This window comes from Tropicimonas isoalkanivorans (assembly GCF_900112335.1).
Lineage (GTDB): Bacteria > Pseudomonadota > Alphaproteobacteria > Rhodobacterales > Rhodobacteraceae > Tropicimonas > Tropicimonas isoalkanivorans.
This window is the reverse complement of record NZ_FOLG01000001.1, coordinates 629,029-646,951: the sequence shown is the minus strand read 5'-3', so window position 1 is coordinate 646,951 and position 17,923 is coordinate 629,029. Positions and strand designations below refer to the sequence as shown.

Sequence of the window (17,923 nt, the reverse complement as noted above, 5' to 3'; positions counted from 1 at the left end):
GCCGCATGCGCCTTTCGGACTTCGACTTCGCCCTCCCGGATGAACTGATCGCCACCCGCCCGGCCAGCCCGCGCAGCTCCGCCCGCCTTCTCGTCGCGCGGCCGGACCGGCTCACGGACGCCCACGTGCGCGACCTGCCGGACTTCCTGCGCCCCGGCGACAGGCTCGTGCTGAACAACACCCGCGTGATCCCCGCGCGCCTGTCCGGCGTTCGGCGAAGGGCAGGGGTGGAGGGCGAAACCGAGGCCCGTATCGAGATCACTCTGCTGGAGCCTCGGAGTGACGGCACATGGTCTGCGCTCGCCAAGCCCGCCAAAAAGGTGCGGGACGGCGAGGAGATCCACTTCGGCCCCGGCTTCTCGGCGCGCGTCCTGTCCCGCGCGGAAGGGCAGCTTGCACTCGCCTTCGCGCTCGAGGGGGATGCGTTCCAGGCGGCGCTGGAGTCCGCCGGGGCAATGCCCCTGCCGCCCTACATCTCCGCCCGCCGCCCCGCCGACGACCGAGACCGGACGGACTACCAGACCGTCTTCGCCCGCCACTCCGGCGCCGTCGCCGCGCCGACCGCGAGCCTGCATTTCGACCGGCCGCTTCTGCAACGCATCGCTGAAATGGGCGTGGACTTCACCGAGGTCACCCTCCACGTGGGCGCGGGAACGTTCCTGCCGGTCAAGACTGATGATGTCAGCCGCCACCGGATGCACGCGGAGTGGGGCGAGGTCTCCGAACAGGCCGCGGACGAGGTCAACGCCACCCGCGCTGCAGGCGGGCGCATCATCCCCGTCGGCACCACCGCCTGCCGCCTGCTGGAAACGGCCGCGACCGATGACGGACTGGCCGCCTTCCGGGGGGACACCGACATTTTCATCCGCCCCGGCCATCGGTTCCGGGCCACCGATGCGCTGATGACGAATTTTCACTTGCCGAAATCCACCCTGATGATGCTCGTCTCCGCACTCATGGGGCGGGAGCGGATGATGCAGGTCTACGCCCACGCTGTCGCTCAGCGGTATCGCTTCTTTTCCTACGGCGACGCGTCTCTCTTGCTGCCCTGAGTCCTAGGTCCGTCCCCACCGGCTTCTTGTGTCGGAAAATATCCTCAGGGGGGAGCGCCGCCAGGCGCGGGGGGCAGAATGCCCCCTCCTGTCCGCGCCTCAGATCCAGCCTTCCGGCAAGGTGCCCGCCGCAGGCAGCGAAAGCGCGAAGCGGGGACCGCGCGGGGACCGGGGTGCAAATCCGAGCGAGCCATAGATCGCCTGTGCGCGCGCATTCTCCGCGTCCGTGCCGACTTCCAACTCGCCGCAGTCCTGCCGTCGCGCCTCAACCACTGCGGCGGCCATCAGCCTGCGCCCCACTCCGGTGCCCCGGTGCGCGCTGTCGACGAAAAGGTGGTGCACCTCCATCACACGGCGCCCCGAGTGAAGCCGTGGAGAACTGGAGAGGACGGCATATCCCACCGCGTCCGTCCCGTTGAGCGCCAGAAGCGCGCTGGCGCAGGCCGACGGACCGAAGAGATCTCGTTCCAGCGCGCGCGGTGTCAGGGTCGCGATGTCGCCATGATGCTCAGCCAGGGCCGCCACCATCCGCAAGAGGGCCGGCGCATCGCCGCGCTCGGCACGCCGAATGCGCACCGGGTGCGCTGTCGTCGCCATGTTTTGCATCTTCCAGTCTCCTCATGTGGCTGCCGCCACGAAGCGCCGAAGATGAAAAAAGCCGCTCGTGGCGGCTTTCGTGTGTGTGGAATGACATCACCGGCCGCGCCTATGTGGTGCGGGTCCAATAAAAGCTGGAGGCGGCGACGCGTGTCATGGCGGCAGTTCTGCGCAATGCGCGTGCCTCCGTCAAACGAAATCGTTCCGGTGTGGCGCCCGTGTCATTGGCGGAATGCCGCCGCAGGCGCCCACGTCGCGCCGAAACCGCGTTCAGCGCGACGCCAAAGGGACGTGTGGCCGCTCGAGGCGGCGGTGCGGCGCCAGCACGCATGTGGGTTGCCGCGTCGCGGCAAAGCTTTCCCTTTCGTCCGAGCGCCGCCTCGTTTTAAAGCGGGCCGCGATAATGCCGACTCGGCTGGAGCGGCGGTGCGGACCGTAGAAGGTGCTGAATGCTGAAAGTGATCTCGGGGACCTGGGCCCTCTTGTTCGGAATCCTTCTGTTGATGGTCGGGAACGGCGTGCAGGCCACGCTGCTCGGCATTCGTGGCAGTATCGAGGGGTTCTCGACCTTCTCCATGTCCATCGTCATGTCCGCCTACTTCCTCGGCTTTCTGGGCGGCTCCCGTATGGCGCCAGAACTGATCCGGCGGGTCGGTCATATCCGCGTCTTCGCAGCACTCGGTTCCATGGTGTCGGCGATTCTGATCCTCTACCCGCTCGTCGCCAACCCGGTGGCCTGGACGGTCGGGCGCATGTTGATGGGATTTTGCCTGTCCGCGGTCTACGTCACCTCCGAAAGCTGGCTCAACAACGCGGTAACGAACGACCGCCGTGGCCAGGCACTGTCGCTCTATTTGATCGTGCAGATGGCCGGCCTCGTTGCGGCCCAGGGGCTGTTGCTCTTCGGGGACCCGTCGGGATTTGCGCTCTTCATCGTGCCGTCGGTGCTGGTCTCTGTGTCCTTCGCGCCGATCCTTCTGGCGGTGCAGCCAACGCCGGCCTTCGAGACCTCCAAGCCGATGAGCCTGCGCAGGCTGTGGCAAAGCTCGCAACTCGGCTTCGTTGGGATCTTCCTGCTGGGTGGCGTGTTCTCCGCGCTTTACGGCATGGCATCGGTCTACGGAGCGCAGGCCGGCATGGCCGTGCCAGAGATCTCGGCGTTCGTCGCCGCCATCTATCTCGGCGGGATGGTCATGCAGTATCCCATTGGCTGGCTGTCCGACCGGGTGGATCGCCGCGGGCTGGTTCTGGCGATTTCCGTTCTGGGAGCCGTCGCTTCGTCGCTGGCGATGGCCATGGACCAAAGCTTCGCCGCGCTTCTCGCAGCGGCTTTTTTCATCGGCGGCGCAGCCACCCCCCTCTACGCTCTGTTGCTGGCCTACGTGAACGATCATCTCGATTACGAGGAAATGGCAGGGGCGTCTGCCGGGCTCGTCTTCATCAACGGCGTCGGGGCCGTTGCCGGGCCGCTGGTCACCGGCTGGATCATGGGGGTTGCCGGGCCGGAGGGCTTCTTTTTGTTCCTCGCCGTCTTGTGTTCCACGCTCGCGGCCTATGCCGGATGGCGGATGACGCAGAGCGAAGCGGTTCCGGTGGATGCAACCGTCAGCTACGCGCCGGTGCTGCCGACGGCATCGCCCGTTGCGGTTGAGGTTGCTCAAGAGGTGTTCATCGAGACGGCCCAGGAGGCCGGCACCGAGGCAGAGGTCGACAGCAAAGGCACGGGGCAGTGGGGCTGATCGGCCCGAGAGAATACTCCGTCCGCAATTACGAAAGGAAAAAACATGGTGGACGCAACACCGCAGGAAATCTCCCGCTTCTGGATCGAGGAGGTGGGCCCGAAGGGCTGGTACGAGGTCTCCGAAGATCTGGACGAGCGGATTCGCAAGGACTTCCAGGACGCCTGGGAAGCCGCCCACCGGGGTGACCTGCACGATTGGTGCCACGACGCACCCGGGACCTTCGGCTTCTTGATCCTCACCGACCAGTTCCCGCGCAACATGTTCCGCGGCCAGGCACGCGCCTTCGAAACCGACGCCTTGGCGCGGTCGGCGGCGAAGATGGCGATCGACCGCCGGTGGGACCTGTGCGTGCCCGAGCCGGGTCGGCAGTTCTTCTACCTGCCGCTCGTGCACTCCGAGAACCTCGGGGACCAGGACCGTGCCGTTCGCCTGATCGTCGAGCGCATGCCGGATACCGGGGCCGAGAATCTCCGCCACGCCTGCGCGCACCGCCAGGTGATCCGCCGCTTCGGCCGCTTCCCTGGGCGCAACAAGGCGCTCGGGCGCCTGACGCTGCCGGGCGAGGCGGAGTATCTGGAGAACAACGGCTACGCGGAATTCCTGAAGGGCTGCGCGCCCGCAAGCACGGCGTGATGCCGTGGAGGCGCCGCTGGACGGCGGCGCCTCCACGAACCGCCGCCCGCCCAAGGAGCGGCAGTTCGTTGCCGTTCGGCAGGCTGAGTTGCATGGCACGGTCCGTGTCGGCGGACGGACCGTCGCGTGAGTTCGACCGGCGAGTTATTCGCGCAGCGCCGTGAGCTATGCGTGGGCGACATGACGGAATTCGACCCGCGGGTGCCGATTAGCCGCAGCGAGGGCTTCGCGCGCCGGATTAAATAGTTTAATGCTGAACCAATTTTGAGCGCGGAGGGGCCCCAGATGGCAGACCAGACATTCGACATGATCGTGATCGGCGCGGGGCCAGGCGGCTATGTGGCGGCGATCCGGGGAGCGCAGCTTGGCCTGAAGGTCGCTTGCGTGGAACGCGAGCACCTGGGCGGGATTTGCCTCAACTGGGGCTGCATTCCCACCAAGGCGCTGCTTCGGTCCGCGGAAGTCTTTCACCTGATGGAGCGGGCCAAGGACTTTGGCCTGTCGGCGGAGAAGTTCGGCTACGATCTCGACGCGGTGGTGAAGCGCTCTCGCGGCGTCGCCAAGCAGCTCACCAACGGCATCGGGCACCTGTTCAAGAAGAACAAGGTGACGACGATCATGGGCGAGGCGAAGCTGGCCGGGAAGGGCAAGGTCACGGTCAAGACCGAGAAGGGCACCGAAGAGCTCTCCGCAAAGGCCATCGTGGTGGCCACCGGCGCACGCGCTCGGGAATTGCCCGGGCTGGAAGGAGACGGCAAGCGGGTCTGGACGTACAAGACCGCGCTGGTGCCGCCGCATATGCCCAAGAAATTGCTGGTCATCGGTTCCGGTGCCATCGGCATCGAATTCGCGAGCTTCTACAACACCCTCGGTGCCGAGACCACCGTGGTCGAGGTGCTGGACCGTGTTCTGCCGGTGGAGGACGCGGAAATTTCCGCCTTCGCCAAGAAGCAATTCACCAAGCAGGGGATGCGCATTCTCGAGAAGTCCATGGTCAAGCAACTGGACCGTTCGGACGACAAGGTCGTGGCTCACATCGAGACCGGCGGCAAGGTGGAGAAGGTCGAGTTCGACACCGTGATCTCCGCCGTCGGCATCGTCGGCAATGTCGAGAACCTCGGCCTGGAAGAACTGGGGGTGAAGATCGACCGGACCCACGTGGTGACGGACGAATATTGCCGCACGGGGGTCGACGGCCTCTATGCCATTGGCGATATCGCGGGCGCCCCGTGGCTGGCGCACAAGGCGAGTCACGAGGGTGTCATGGTGGCCGAACTGATCGCCGGCAAAAACGCGCACCCGATCAAACCGGGGTCCATCGCGGGCTGCACGTATTGCCAGCCGCAGGTGGCCAGCGTTGGCCTGACCGAGGCGAAGGCCAAGGAAGAAGGCTACGAGGTCAAGGTCGGCCGCTTCCCCTTCATCGGCAACGGCAAAGCGATTGCGCTCGGCGAACCCGAGGGGATGATCAAGACCATTTTCGATGCAAAGACCGGCGAGCTTTTGGGCGCTCACATGGTCGGAGCCGAAGTGACGGAACTGATCCAGGGCTACGTCGTCGGCAAGACGCTGGAGACCACGGAGGCCGAGCTGATGGAGACGGTCTTCCCGCACCCGACGCTCAGCGAGATGATGCACGAGAGCGTGCTGGATGCCTACGGCCGCGTGATCCACATGTAGGCAGCGGCCTCAGATGAGCGGGTCGTGACCCCAGTTCATCAGGCTGTATCGCCAGCGCGAATGCTCCACATCCTCGTCCGGGCCTCCCTGGGCGAGGTGGCGGTTAACGTACCCCACCACCTTTTTCATCCAGTCGTGGTCATCCTCGGTCAACTCGTCGACGGTCTTGCGCTTGATCTCGACGATGCGCCGGCCGGACTTGTGCCCCGTGCTTTCGCCATCCTCGCTGTCACCCACCGATTTGGACTCCTCGGTGTCCAGCCAGTCCTCCAGCTCCGACGGGCTCATGTTGACCGCTTCGCGGAAGTCCTTTCGGATGTCCTTGCGTTCGTTTTCCGTCCGTTCGCTCATGGGGCCTCCTTGTGTTGAAGGACATCGCCCGGGCCGGTCAAAGGTTCCGGACCCGACCGGGCGCCGACCCGATTGACGCGCAGCGGGTACCCATGGGGCCGCAGCCTCGTTAGCAGCCGCATTGACGATAACGGCGGCGTTCTCAAGGCGATAGCGCGCAAAGCTAAACGCCTCAGTTCACCGGCGCGTCTCAGCCGAACGGGGCCTCTCGACGTGTCTTAGCTTGACGCGCGTGGTCTTTCGGGTACGGGTTGGGTCGAAGCAGCAAAAAGAGGAAAACTCCTTATCATGACTCGTTCACTCTCCGCCGTTGCGATCGGCCTTCTCCTCCTGACCTCCGTTGCGGCCTGCACGGACAGCCAGGGCGTCAACGCGGCGACCGGCGCTGTCGTTGGTGGTGCCATCGGCAACCAGTTCGGTAGCGGCAAAGGCAAGACCGCGATGACGGCGTTGGGCGCAGCCGGTGGGGCGGCCGTGGGGGCCAACGCGCGCTAAGGCGCAGGCCGGGCTTCCGGCCAATTTGAGTATCTTGATGACGCCGTTTCCGCTGCCTGCGGGAGCGGCGTTTTGCGTTCCGCTGGCGCCGATCCGCCTCGATCGGCGGTTGTTTACCTTTTGTTCTCACTTTCCGATTGGAGAATCCACGCGTCTCGCTTATCTGTGTCCCATCCGTCACGGGGTGGGACATGGCTGAACAGAAGTTCATCGAAGTGCGCGGCGCGCGCGAGCACAACCTGAAGAGCATCGACGTGGACATTCCCCGCGACGAGCTGGTGGTGATCACCGGGCTATCGGGTTCAGGCAAGTCCTCGCTCGCTTTCGACACGATCTACGCGGAAGGGCAGCGCCGATATGTGGAGTCGCTCTCGGCCTATGCCCGGCAGTTTCTCGACATGATGGAAAAGCCGGATGTGGATCACATCACGGGCCTCTCACCCGCGATCTCCATCGAACAGAAGACCACGTCCAAGAACCCCCGCTCCACCGTGGGTACGGTGACGGAGATCTACGACTACCTTCGCCTGCTTTTCGCCCGGGTCGGCACGCCCTATTCACCGGCCACCGGGCTGCCGATCGAGGCGCAGCAGGTGCAGGACATGGTAGATCGTGTCATGGCGATGGAGGAGGGCACGCGCGCCTATTTGCTCGCCCCAATCGTTCGAGACCGAAAGGGGGAGTACCGGAAGGAGTTTCTGGAACTCCGCAAGCAGGGCTTCCAACGGGTAAAGGTGGACGGCGTCTTCCACGACCTCGACGACGCACCCAAACTCGACAAGAAGTTTCGGCACGACATTGACGCGGTGGTGGACCGGATCGTCGTGCGCGAGGGGATGGAGACCCGGTTGGCGGACAGCTTCCGCACCGCGCTGGACCTCGCCTCCGGCATTGCCATTCTGGAGACCGCGCCGAGAGAGGAAGACGGCGAACCGGAGCGGATCACGTTTTCGGAAAACTTCGCCTGTCCCGTCAGCGGCTTCACCATTCCTGAAATCGAGCCGCGTCTGTTTTCCTTCAACGCCCCCTTCGGCGCCTGTCCGGTGTGTGACGGACTCGGGGTGGAACTGTTTTTCGACGAGCGTCTGGTTGTGCCCGATGCGACGCTGAAGGTCTACGACGGTGCGCTGGCGCCGTGGCGCAAGGGAAAGTCGCCATATTTTCTCCAGACAATCGAGGCGCTCGCGCGGCATTTCTCGTTCGACAAGAACGCTCGCTGGAAGGATCTCCCGGAAAAGGTGCAACAGGTTTTTCTCTACGGCTCCGGCAAGGAGGAGATCCTGTTCCGGTATGACGAGGGCGGGCGGGTTTATCAGGTGACGCGCAGCTTCGAAGGGGTCATCCCCAATATGGAGCGCCGCTATCGGGAGACGGACTCGAGCTGGGTTCGGGAGGAATTTGAGAGATATCAGAATAATAGGCCCTGCGGCTCATGCGGCGGCTACCGTTTGCGGCCGGAGGCGCTGGCGGTGAAGATTGCGGGGCTGCACGTCGGCGAGGTCGTCCAGATGTCGATCCGCGAGGCCTTCGACTGGATCGAGACAGTGCCGGAGAGCCTCTCGGGCCAGAAAAACGAAATCGCGCGGGCGATCCTGAAGGAGATCCGCGAGCGTCTTGGGTTCCTGAACAACGTGGGTCTGGAATACCTGACCCTGGCCCGCAACGCGGGCACGCTGTCGGGCGGGGAGAGCCAGCGGATCCGGTTGGCCAGCCAGATCGGGTCGGGGCTGACCGGTGTGCTCTACGTTCTGGACGAGCCGTCCATCGGTCTGCACCAGCGCGACAACGACCGTCTCCTCGGCACCCTGAAGAACCTGCGGGACCAGGGGAATACCGTCATCGTCGTGGAGCACGACGAGGAAGCGATCCGCGAGGCTGACTACGTCTTCGACATCGGGCCGGGTGCCGGCGTGCATGGCGGGCAGGTGGTTGCGAAAGGTACGCCGGAGGAGATTGCGAACAACCCGGACTCGATCACTGGCGACTATCTGAACGGCAAACGGGAAATCCCAGTCAGCCAGATCCGGCGTGAGGGGAATGGCAAGAAACTCACCGTGGTGAAGGCCACCGGTAACAACCTGAAGTCGGTGACGGCGGACTTTCCGCTCGGCAAATTCGTCTGCGTGACGGGGGTTTCGGGCGGCGGCAAGTCCACTCTGACCATCGAGACGCTGTTCAAGACCGCCTCCATGCGGCTCAACGGGGCGCGGCAGACGCCGGCGCCCTGCGAGACCATCAAGGGGTTGGAACATCTCGACAAGGTGATCGACATCGACCAGCGCCCCATCGGGCGAACTCCGCGATCGAATCCAGCGACATACACCGGTGCCTTCACGCCGATCCGGGACTGGTTCGCCGGCCTCCCAGAGGCCAAGGCGCGGGGCTACAAGCCCGGCCGATTCAGCTTCAACGTCAAGGGTGGGCGGTGTGAGGCGTGCCAGGGCGACGGTGTCATCAAGATCGAGATGCACTTCCTACCGGACGTCTATGTGACCTGCGAGACGTGCCACGGCGCGCGCTACAACCGCGAGACGCTGGAAATCAAGTTCAAGGGCAAGAGCATAGCGGACGTTCTTGATATGACAGTGGAGGATGCGCAGGAGTTTTTCAAGGCGGTGCCGAGCATCCGGGAAAAGATGGATGCACTGGTCCGCGTGGGGCTCGGCTACATCAAGGTGGGGCAGCAGGCGACAACGCTTTCGGGTGGCGAGGCCCAGCGGGTGAAGCTCAGCAAGGAACTGGCGAAGCGGTCAACGGGCCGGACGCTTTACATCCTCGACGAGCCGACCACCGGGCTGCATTTCGAAGACGTTCGCAAGCTGTTGGAAGTGCTCCACGAACTGGTAGAGCAGGGGAACACGGTGGTCGTGATCGAGCACAACCTGGACGTCATTAAGACCGCCGACTGGATCATCGACATTGGCCCAGAGGGTGGGGATGGGGGCGGCACCGTCGTCGCCACCGGGACGCCGGAGGATGTTGCCAATGTGCCGGAGAGCCACACCGGCAAGTACCTGAAACCCATGTTGCGCGCCGCGGGGCGATTGGCCGCCGAATAAGGCCGCACGGCCGGAACGCGCTTTCTGGTTTTGGTATGCGATCCGATCGCCTCACGACGACCGGATCGCTTTGTGCGGCCCCCTCGCGCGAAAATTGCAGCGAGGGTGCCGGCTTGACACGCTGTCCGTTCCCGTGCCGGGGGGATTATTGCACGAGGTCGGTCAGCGCGCCGATCAGGTTGAGGATCTTCCTAGTCTCCGGGTCGATCCGGTACACGTAATCGTTCATGACAACGTAATCGTTGCGGCGGTCGAGGTGATAACGGCCCGGATCGCGGATGAACCGGTAGTCGCCGTCGATGTAGTCGCCGACGCCGTAGCGCGGATAGGCTTTCTTTGCCTGTCCCGGCGGAACGCAGGCCGGGGATTTCTTGGCAAGGCCCGGCGGGCACCCGGCGGCCTGAACGAGCGGAGCCGGTTGGACCCGGACGGCCTGGCCGTGTCCGTTACCCTTGCCGTGGGACTTGTCGTTATTTGCGAGTGCGGCGCCGGCATTCGCGGCCAGCGAGACACCAATCAGGGCAGCCATGAGCGGTTTCATTGTTTCGTCCTTCCTCGTCCTTGTGAGACGGTTATCTGGAGGACTTAACGCGAGTTGGCGGGGGACGTTCCAGTCGCGGGGGCACTGTCGGCGGTTCCGCGCCCGAAACCGGGCAGGTCACAGGATTGCCGCCGTTCATTGTTATTCGAGCCAGAGATAATCATCCGGAAGGAGGGACATTGTGCGATCTACCGTTTTCGCCGCCGCGTTTGCGTCAGGTTTTGCTGTCCCGACTCACGCTGGCCAACCTCTCTACGAGAGCCTCGTCGAGTGTTCCGTCCTGATCGACCTGTTGATGGGAGAGCAAAGTTTCCAACCCGGACAAAACGAGATGCTCGATCTCTACGCGGCCGCATCCAATGCAATGCGGGCGGAAGCCCTCCGCCGCTCGTCGGAGGACTATGTCGTGGAGATGAGTGACCAAATACGTACCCTGTGGCACGAACGGTGGGAGGCGGATGGCTGGGACGACCCTGGCAAGCGCGGTGCATTGATCGAGTGGTGGACGTACTGCTTCAAGCTGGCGGACCACTTGGAACTGACCCCGGAGACGCCAAGTTCTTCGTCCGGCGCCCAGCCCGACACCTAGCCGTCTGCGAATTCCAACTCTGCCGCCCCGAGCGGCGCCAGCATTTCGTCGACCAAATCGGGGGTCACTTCCTGCGGTGTGAAGCGCCACTTCGGTGTGCGATCCTTGTCGATGATCGCGGCGCGGATGCCTTCGAGGAGGTCGCCGCGCTCCAGTGACCTGTAGGTGAAGCGGTATTCTTGGCGGAGGGCCTCCCGGATGTCGGTGGCGCCGTGCAGGCGAAGGATGGCCTCCAGTGTGCAGGCCATGGAGAGCGGGGAGTTGCGGTCGACCGCCTCGCGCGCCCGCCTGGCGAGCGGGGTGTCCGCACTTACCAGGTTTTGCCGGATCTCCGCGATCGTTCGCGCACCGAAGTGCCGGTCGATCTCGGCGCGATCCGCCGCAAGGGTTCCCTCATCCGGCGCGTCGGTCGCGGCGGCCGCAACCAGAGACGCGTCGCCCGTCTGTTCGAGCCGCGCGATCAGGTCGGGCCAGGCGGACAGGGGGATGAAATGGTCGGCGAAACCTGCAAGCAACGCATCGGCCGCTGCCATCCGCGCCCCGGTGATCCCGAGATACGCGCCGATCCGTCCCGGGGCGCGGGCGAGCAACCACGTGCCGCCGACGTCCGGGATCAGACCTATACCGCATTCCGGCATGGCGATGCGCGTGGTCTCGCCCACCACCCTGTGAGAGCCGTGGCAGCCGATACCGACACCGCCTCCCATGGTGAAGCCGTGCAGGAAAGACACGACAGGCTTGGGATACGCGGCGATACGGGCATTCATGCGGTATTCGTCGCGCCAGAAGTCGCGGCCGTGGTCATAGTTGCCGGCGCTCGCCGTGGCGTGGATCTCGGCAATGTCGCCGCCCGCGCAAAAGGCCTTCTCCCCCTCCGCGTCCATGACCACCAGTTCCACCGCGGAGTCGTCGGTCCAGGCCCGCAGCGCCGTGTCGATCTCCCGGCACATGGGGTAGGACAGTGCATTGAGTGCGTTCGGGCGGGTGAGGGTGATACGGCCGGCGCGGCCAGTCTGTCGGATCAGAATGTCGGTCATCGTTCGCTCTGTGGGGCGCCGCGATCCGGCGCGAGATGTCGCAAGGTGTTGGCGCGGCGGCGTTTCCTACGCCCGCGGTCGCCAGCCACCCTAACGCGTTCATGCGTGGGCGCCACCCGGAAGCGGAGGTCACGTAGCGTAGGCTTGCAGGTACGGCGCGCGCGGTGGTCAGAGCCCGTCGTTGAAGGCGTCGATCAGGTGACGCACAACGGCGCGCATCGCTTCCTCCTCGTCGTCGCCGGCGTCCAGCCGGGCCTGCCGGACCGCGCGTTGCCGGTCGGCGCTGTTACCACGGGCGACGATCTGTTCCACGCGTTCCATTTCCTCCCGGCACCCGAGCGCCTCGGCATCTTCTTCCAGAAGCTCAACCATTTCCTTGGCGAGAATGTCGAAGCCGAGGATCTCGCGACGGCCGAAGTCGATCATTCCTTCGGCCAGCCCGTAACGCTGCGCCCGCCAGCGATTCTCGCCGACCAGCACGCTGTCGTAGAGACGCCAGCGTTGGTTTCGCGCCGCCAGCCGCCACAGCATCCGGGTGAAGCATTGGGTCAGCGCGGCGATGGTGAGCGTGTCCTCCAGCAGGGTCGGCACGTCGCAGATCCGGGTCTCCAGTGTCGGAAACCGCCACGAGGGGCGCAGGTCCCACCAGATCTTCGACGCGTCCTCGATGATGCCGAGGTCCACCAGCACGCCGGTCATCCGCTCGAACCCCGCCCAGGAGGTGAGCTGCGGCGGTAGACCGGTACGAGGCAGGTTGTCGAAGACGGTGAGCCGGTAGGAGGCCAGCCCGGTGTCCTGCCCCATCCAGAAGGGCGACGAGCAGGAGAGGGCCAGCAGGTGCGGCAGGAAATAAGTGAGCTGGTTCATGAGGTCGATGCGCTGCGTCGGATTCTCGACGCCCACGTGCACATGCATCCCGCAGATCAGCAGCCGCCGGGCGACGCCCGCAAGGGCCTGTTCCAGTTCGTTGTAGCGGGTCTTGTCCGTATGGCTCTGCCGCTTCCAGTCCGCCAGCGGGTGGCAGGAGGCCGCGATGGGCGCCAGCCCGTGACGGGCAGCGTGCGTGGCGACGGTGGAGCGCAGGCGTTTCAGGTCGTCGCGCGCGGTGGCGATGTCGGGGCAGACCTTGGTGCCGACCTCAATCTGGCACTGCAGGAACTCCGGGCTGACCTGCCCCTCCATGGCGCCGGCGCACTCCTCGATCAACGCGTCCGGAGCGTTGGCCAGCTCCAGAGTTTCTATATCGACGAGGAGGTATTCCTCCTCCAACCCGAGGGTGAGCGCGGGTTCTGTTGTGGACATGGGCCCCTCCCGGTGACGTCAGAAAACCGTGGCAGAGGCCCGCGCGCCGTGCAAGCGGCGGGTGCATCCGGACGCCCCGCAGCGATCGGGTGAGCATGAAGTGCCGGTCGCTCGCTAGGGGCCCAGGTTTCCGCGGCAAGGGGGTGCGTCAACTTGCGCGCCCTGATGCGGGCGCTGCACAGCCCATGTCACATTGACTTGAATTGACGTGAGGTTCAGGCCGAGGGCGCGAAAAAAACAGGACGCGCGGACGGCAACCCTTGGGAGTGATGAATGCTTTTCTTCATAGCCTGTGTCGGCCTTCTCATACTCGGTTACTTCACCTATGGCGTATTCGTTGAGCGGGTTTTCGGGCCCGACCCTGACCGAAAGACGCCGTGCTGGACCCGCGAGGACGGGTGCGACTACATCAATATGCCCACCTGGAAGGTCTTCTTCATCCAGTTGCTGGACATCGCCGGCCTCGGGCCGATCTTCGGTCCGATCCTGGGGGCTCTCTACGGGCCACAGGCGCTGCTTTGGGTGGTTCTCGGCTCGATCTTCGCCGGTGGCGTGCACGACTACTTCTCCGGCATGCTGTCGGTCCGCAAGGGCGGCGAGTCCATCCCGGAGGTCGTGGGCGATTTCATGGGCTCGACCGCGCGCCAGGTCCTGCGCGTCTTCTCGGTGATCCTTCTGCTGCTGGTGGGTGTTGTCTTCATCCTCGGCCCGGCGAAGCTTCTGTCGAACATGACGGGGCTCAACGTGCAGCTGCTGGTCTTCTTCATCTTCTGCTACTACTTCGTCGCCACCATCCTGCCGATCGACAAGATCATCGGCGGGCTCTACCCAATCTTCGGCGCGCTGCTGCTCTTCATGACCTTCGGCGTGCTCGGCGGGCTGATCTTCAACGGCTACGAACTGCTGCCGAACCTGGACTTCACCGCGAACGTGCATCCCAACGACCTGCCGATCTGGCCGCTGTTGTTCATCACGCTGAGCTGCGGGGCGATCTCGGGCTTCCACTCGACGCAATCGCCACTCATGGCGCGTTGCATGCGCAATGAGCGCAATGGTCGTTTTGTGTTCTACGGATCGATGATCGCAGAAGGCGTCATCGCTCTGATCTGGGTTACGGCGGGTGTGTCGTTTTACGAAAGCTCCGATGCCATGCAGGCGGTGATCGCGGCCGGCTCGCCGTCGGCAGTCGTCAACGAGATCTGCAACACCTTGCTCGGCACCTTCGGCGGGTTCCTGGCCATCCTCGGCGTCGTGATCCTTCCGATCACCAGCGGCGACACGGCGTTCCGCTCCACGCGACTGATCCTGGCCGAGTCCTTCAAGGTCGACCAAGCGAAGATCGGCAAGCGGCTCCTGATCGCGATCCCGCTCTTCGTTCTCGCCTTCTTCGTGAGCCGGGCCGATTTCGCCATCATCTGGCGGTACTTCGGCTGGTCGAACCAGATGCTGTCGATGATGGTGCTCTGGTCCGCCGCGATCTATCTCGCCCAGAGGGGCAAGCTGCACTGGATCGCAACCGTGCCGGCCGTGTTCATGACGGCGGTCGATGCGGCCTTCATCCTGCAAGCCCAGATCGGCTTCGGTCTGGACGCGACGCTGTCCAATATCGCAAGCGTCGTGATCGCGGGCGGGGCGCTGGTGGCGTTCCTTCGGTATGTACACCCGGTTTCGCCCATCGGCGGCAAGGGAACCGCGACGGGAACGCTCTAGCGGCGTTCCGCTCGGTCTCCGGCCACGGGGACCGGCAACAGACAGTGGCCCCGCCGGAGGTTCGGCGGGGCTTTTTCGTTTCGCTTTCGACGCGGGCGGCGCGCCGACGGGGAGGGCGGACCGGGGCGCTGCCCCGGACCCCGGGGTATTGGGGCCAACAAGAACCTGCGGGGTGCGGACGGGCGGATCGGGATCAGCTTGCGTCGAGCGTGTCGAGTATGGTGCGTTCGAGCTTTTCCAGCAGGCGCTCGTTGTCGAACCGCGCTTCAGCCGTGGCGCGGGCGGCGTGTTCCATCTCCGCCTGCCGGCCTTCGTCCAGTACGCGGGCGATCTGGGCGGTAAAGCCAGCCTCGTCCCATTCGTCCACCAGGAATCCGTTCACGCCGTGCTCCACCGCTTCGGGGATGCCGGCGTGGCGGGTCGACAGGGTGATGCAGCCGCAGGCCAGCGCTTCCTGGATGGCGGTGGGAAGGCCCTCGGTGTTGCCGTCGGCCGCCGTGATGGAATGCTGTAGGAAGACCGCCGAGCGGGCGAGCCGTTCGCGGACGTCGTCGTGCGGTTGCAGGCCGGGGAAAGAGACGCGATCTGCGATCCCAAGCTCTGTTGCCAGGGCCTTGCAGGGGTCGAGCAGGGGGCCGTCTCCGACCATCTCCAGCCGCGCTTCGGGGTGTGCGGCAGTGCCCTTGGCGAAGCTGCGCAGCGTAATCTCGGGGGCTTTTTTCTCCACGAAGCGGCCAACGGCGAGGAAGCTCGCGGGCGTCTTTTCCGCAGGGCGAAAAAGGTCGACGTTCACGCCGGAGGGGATGACGTGGGCATTGGAGTGGGTGATGCCATGGGCGGCCAGGTTGTCCAGCAGGAATTGCGAGACCGAGAAGACGCCCGCGAGTTTGGGCATCAACTTGCGGTAGGCCTTTTGAATGTGGGGGCGGCGGAGGTGCTTCGACGCATCGGTGCCGCGGAAGTAGGTAAACACGGGGATACCCATTTCGTTGCCGAGGGGGGCGACGGCGAGCGCCTGGGTGCCGAACTCGGCCAGAATGACCTCCACCCCGTTGTCGCGCCAGAATTGCGCCAGTTCGGCCTTGGCGCGGCCGAAGGGCAGGCGGGAGGTTCCGTGGACCCAGGTGTTGTGGAGAAGCCAGTAGGGGGCGATCAGGCGGTCGGCGGCCCCGGTGCGCTTGCGGCGTTCGAAGACCGGTCGACCGAGCGGGTTCTCCCCGTGGTACCGGCCGGTGACGACGCAGGTTTCGCCGCCGAACAGGTGCTGGATGTGCCGGTTGATGAAGGTCTCGCCGGGGCGGTAATAGTCGCCGGTCGCGATGCAGCTTCTCATGGCAGGTCCCTTGGGGTCTAGGTGCCTCGTCGTAGAGCGGCGGAAGCGCGGGTTCAACTCCCGTTGGGCGCTTGTGTGGTGCGGCCAGGCGCCGGATCGGTAGCGAGGCGGGCGAGCATCGCGTAATCGTCGGCGTAGAACTCCCGCACCGCCCGTTCCGTTTCGGCGGACACGGTTGGGCGGGGGAAGGTGGCCGGCTTGTGACGCTCCGGGTCGGGGGAAGGGGCGGTGTCAGTCACATCATCGAGCCAGCGGAAGACCGGGGAGAGGCCGTTCTCCAGGCGGAACATTGTCTCGTTGCCGGACAAGAATTCGTGCTGGGGGCGGATATGGTTGCCGCAGATGAACGGGTCCTTCGGATAGCGATCGAACACGTAGGCGACCCATTGGTCAAAATTGAGGAAGAGCTTTCGGCCACGAATCAGAAACTTGCCCTTGTCGGTCAGGTCTCGCAGGCCGAAGCGGGCATATTTCGGGTCGGGGACTTTCGCGCGCCAGCGGAACTCGCTGATGAGCCGCTCCATGGGATCGCGCAGGACGGTGAAGCGGGCGTCGAAGAAATTGGCGGCAAAGAGGCTGTCCAGCAATTCAGCGTGGAAATGCTGCGGCGTGGTGGGCAGGCCAGGCGCCGTCTGGGAGTCGTGGAACGACACCGGGCCCTTAGTGCGCATGTAGGCCTCGACGCTGGTGCCGCCCGCCTTTGGGACATGCACGAAAAGGACCGTGGCCTTGGGTGTACGCAGGATGGGCATGGATCTCCCTCCCGGTCAGGCGGACAGCGCCGCGCGGATTTCTCGCGCGTGAGCGGGCACGTCGTAGAGCCGTTCATAGGCCGCCCGCCCGTTGCGGGCGATTTCGGCGCGCTCCTCGGGGTGGTTCAGGTACCAGCGGATCTTGTCCATCATGTCGTCAGGGTCGTCGAAGGCGACGTAGTCCTGCCCATCGACCAACGGGGCGCGCAGGCGCAGGGGGCGGATGTTCGGGGTGCTGAGGGTGAAGGCGCCGGCCCAGAATTGTTCGAGGTGGCGGAAGGTGAACGGGCCGATGCCTTCGAGCGCGAGATTGATACGGCTGGACATCATCACTTTCAGATAATCGGAGCGGGGGATCGGGCGGCCTAGGAGGTCCGGCGGGACGTGCGGCTCGAACCCCTTCGCGGGTAACAGCCCGCCGATGCTTTTAACGTCCGCTCCGAGGACGGCCTGCCAGGCAGCGACCCGTTCGGTACAGCGCGTCTCGGACACCGTGCCGATAAAGAAGACATCGTGCTCGTCCGGCACTTGCCAGGCGTAGCGTCGAAGAGGCCGCGTTCGATTGCGCCAGGCGAGCCGGTAGCTGTGGGAAACCATCGGGTTGGCAAGATGTGTCGGCACGATCTTGGCCGCGTTGGACTGCCCGAGGCCGTAGCGGTCGAGGTCTGCGAATGGCTCTCGCTTGAAGACCACCTTGAACGGCGTAACGAGGCTGTCTGGCGGCATAGCGTCTGGTTGGGCGTGGCCGAGGAACAGTGAAACCGGCTGGGGGAACCGGCGCAGTGCGGCGGCTGCCTCCCCAGGGTCCCGTTGCCACGGCCAGCCGGACTTGGCGTTAATTACCACCGCGTCGAAGGCGGCGCTGCGCTTCGCCGGGAGCGCCATCGCCTCGGCATAGCTCATCCGCTGCACGCGGCCCGCTTCGTGCAGCGCGGCCTCGAAAAAACCGTCCTGGCCGTCGAGGAACCCCACGGACCAGCGGTGCAGCCGTTTGCGGAGACTGCGGCCTGAGCGGTCGCGGGTTATGTAGAGGATGCGCATGGATGTCCA

Annotated in this window: 16 protein-coding genes; 8 read left to right on the top strand and 8 right to left on the bottom strand. The window is 64.9% G+C overall.

The features are described 5' to 3' along the window. The first annotated feature begins 5 nt into the window (after positions 1-5). Positions 6-1,052: a tRNA preQ1(34) S-adenosylmethionine ribosyltransferase-isomerase QueA gene (gene queA / locus BM075_RS02970; RefSeq protein WP_093359161.1), complete on the top strand. Its 1,047-nt coding sequence runs from the start codon at positions 6-8 to the stop codon at positions 1,050-1,052. Between the two features lie 99 nt (positions 1,053-1,151). Here the strand turns inward: queA and BM075_RS02965 are convergent, their stop codons facing one another. Beyond that, the gene (locus BM075_RS02965; RefSeq protein WP_093359160.1) at positions 1,152-1,658 is read right to left on the bottom strand and encodes a GNAT family N-acetyltransferase; all 507 of its coding nucleotides are present in this window, start codon (positions 1,656-1,658) and stop codon (positions 1,152-1,154) included. Between the two features lie 440 nt (positions 1,659-2,098). On the opposite strand from BM075_RS02965, the gene BM075_RS02960 reads away from it, so the two are divergent. From BM075_RS02960 to lpdA, 3 genes are all read left to right on the top strand, one after another. Then, a complete protein-coding gene (locus tag BM075_RS02960) occupies positions 2,099-3,388 on the top strand; it encodes an MFS transporter (protein ID WP_093359159.1) in 1,290 nt (429 codons plus the stop codon). 45 nt (positions 3,389-3,433) lie between these two features. Next, complete coding sequence (locus BM075_RS02955; protein WP_093359158.1) at positions 3,434-4,024, top strand: DUF924 family protein; 591 nt, start codon at positions 3,434-3,436, stop codon at positions 4,022-4,024. Positions 4,025-4,309: 285 nt separating this feature from the next. Then, complete coding sequence (lpdA, locus tag BM075_RS02950; protein ID WP_093359157.1) at positions 4,310-5,704, top strand: dihydrolipoyl dehydrogenase; 1,395 nt, start codon at positions 4,310-4,312, stop codon at positions 5,702-5,704. 9 nt (positions 5,705-5,713) lie between these two features. On the opposite strand, the gene BM075_RS02945 is transcribed toward lpdA, so the two are convergent. Continuing rightward, positions 5,714-6,055, bottom strand: coding sequence for a DUF3140 domain-containing protein (locus tag BM075_RS02945; RefSeq protein ID WP_093359156.1), 342 nt, complete (start codon positions 6,053-6,055; stop codon positions 5,714-5,716). Positions 6,056-6,343: 288 nt separating this feature from the next. Here BM075_RS02945 and BM075_RS02940 point away from each other — a divergent pair, with 288 nt between their 5' ends. Next, positions 6,344-6,550: a glycine zipper 2TM domain-containing protein gene (locus BM075_RS02940; protein ID WP_093359155.1), complete on the top strand. Its 207-nt coding sequence runs from the start codon at positions 6,344-6,346 to the stop codon at positions 6,548-6,550. A 191-nt stretch (positions 6,551-6,741) separates the two neighbouring features. Further along, entirely contained in the window at positions 6,742-9,609 is a 2,868-nt protein-coding gene (gene uvrA / locus BM075_RS02935; RefSeq protein WP_093359154.1) for an excinuclease ABC subunit UvrA, read from the top strand. A 145-nt stretch (positions 9,610-9,754) separates the two neighbouring features. Here the strand turns inward: uvrA and BM075_RS02930 are convergent, their stop codons facing one another. Continuing rightward, positions 9,755-10,150, bottom strand: a complete 396-nt coding sequence (locus BM075_RS02930; RefSeq protein ID WP_093359153.1) for a hypothetical protein — start codon at positions 10,148-10,150, stop codon at positions 9,755-9,757. 181 nt (positions 10,151-10,331) lie between these two features. Between BM075_RS02930 and BM075_RS02925 the strand changes: the two genes are divergently transcribed. Then, the gene (locus tag BM075_RS02925; RefSeq protein WP_093359152.1) at positions 10,332-10,739 is read left to right on the top strand and encodes a hypothetical protein; all 408 of its coding nucleotides are present in this window, start codon (positions 10,332-10,334) and stop codon (positions 10,737-10,739) included. Here the strand turns inward: BM075_RS02925 and BM075_RS02920 are convergent. After that, positions 10,736-11,776 carry an enoyl-CoA hydratase/isomerase family protein gene (locus tag BM075_RS02920; protein WP_093359151.1) on the bottom strand — a complete coding sequence of 347 codons (1,041 nt, stop codon included), beginning with the start codon at positions 11,774-11,776 and terminating at the stop codon, positions 10,736-10,738. The two genes, BM075_RS02925 and BM075_RS02920, sit on opposite strands and share 4 nt — an antisense overlap. A gap of 168 nt (positions 11,777-11,944) precedes the next feature. Next, a complete protein-coding gene (locus BM075_RS02915) occupies positions 11,945-13,078 on the bottom strand; it encodes a carboxylate-amine ligase (RefSeq protein ID WP_093359150.1) in 1,134 nt (377 codons plus the stop codon). Between the two features lie 273 nt (positions 13,079-13,351). Here BM075_RS02915 and BM075_RS02910 point away from each other — a divergent pair, with 273 nt between their 5' ends. Further along, entirely contained in the window at positions 13,352-14,788 is a 1,437-nt protein-coding gene (locus BM075_RS02910; protein WP_093359149.1) for a carbon starvation CstA family protein, read from the top strand. 193 nt (positions 14,789-14,981) lie between these two features. On the opposite strand, the gene BM075_RS02905 is transcribed toward BM075_RS02910, so the two are convergent. Genes BM075_RS02905 through BM075_RS02895 form a run of 3 tightly spaced genes read right to left on the bottom strand, consistent with a single transcriptional unit; the run spans position 14,982 to position 17,914 of the window. Further along, positions 14,982-16,121: a glycosyltransferase gene (locus BM075_RS02905; RefSeq protein WP_093359148.1), complete on the bottom strand. Its 1,140-nt coding sequence runs from the start codon at positions 16,119-16,121 to the stop codon at positions 14,982-14,984. A gap of 53 nt (positions 16,122-16,174) precedes the next feature. Next, complete coding sequence (locus tag BM075_RS02900; protein WP_093359147.1) at positions 16,175-16,873, bottom strand: sulfotransferase family 2 domain-containing protein; 699 nt, start codon at positions 16,871-16,873, stop codon at positions 16,175-16,177. 15 nt (positions 16,874-16,888) lie between these two features. Further along, positions 16,889-17,914 (bottom strand): glycosyltransferase family protein, encoded by a 1,026-nt coding sequence (locus BM075_RS02895; protein ID WP_093359146.1) that lies wholly within the window; start codon positions 17,912-17,914, stop codon positions 16,889-16,891. Between the last annotated feature and the right edge of the window lie 9 nt (positions 17,915-17,923).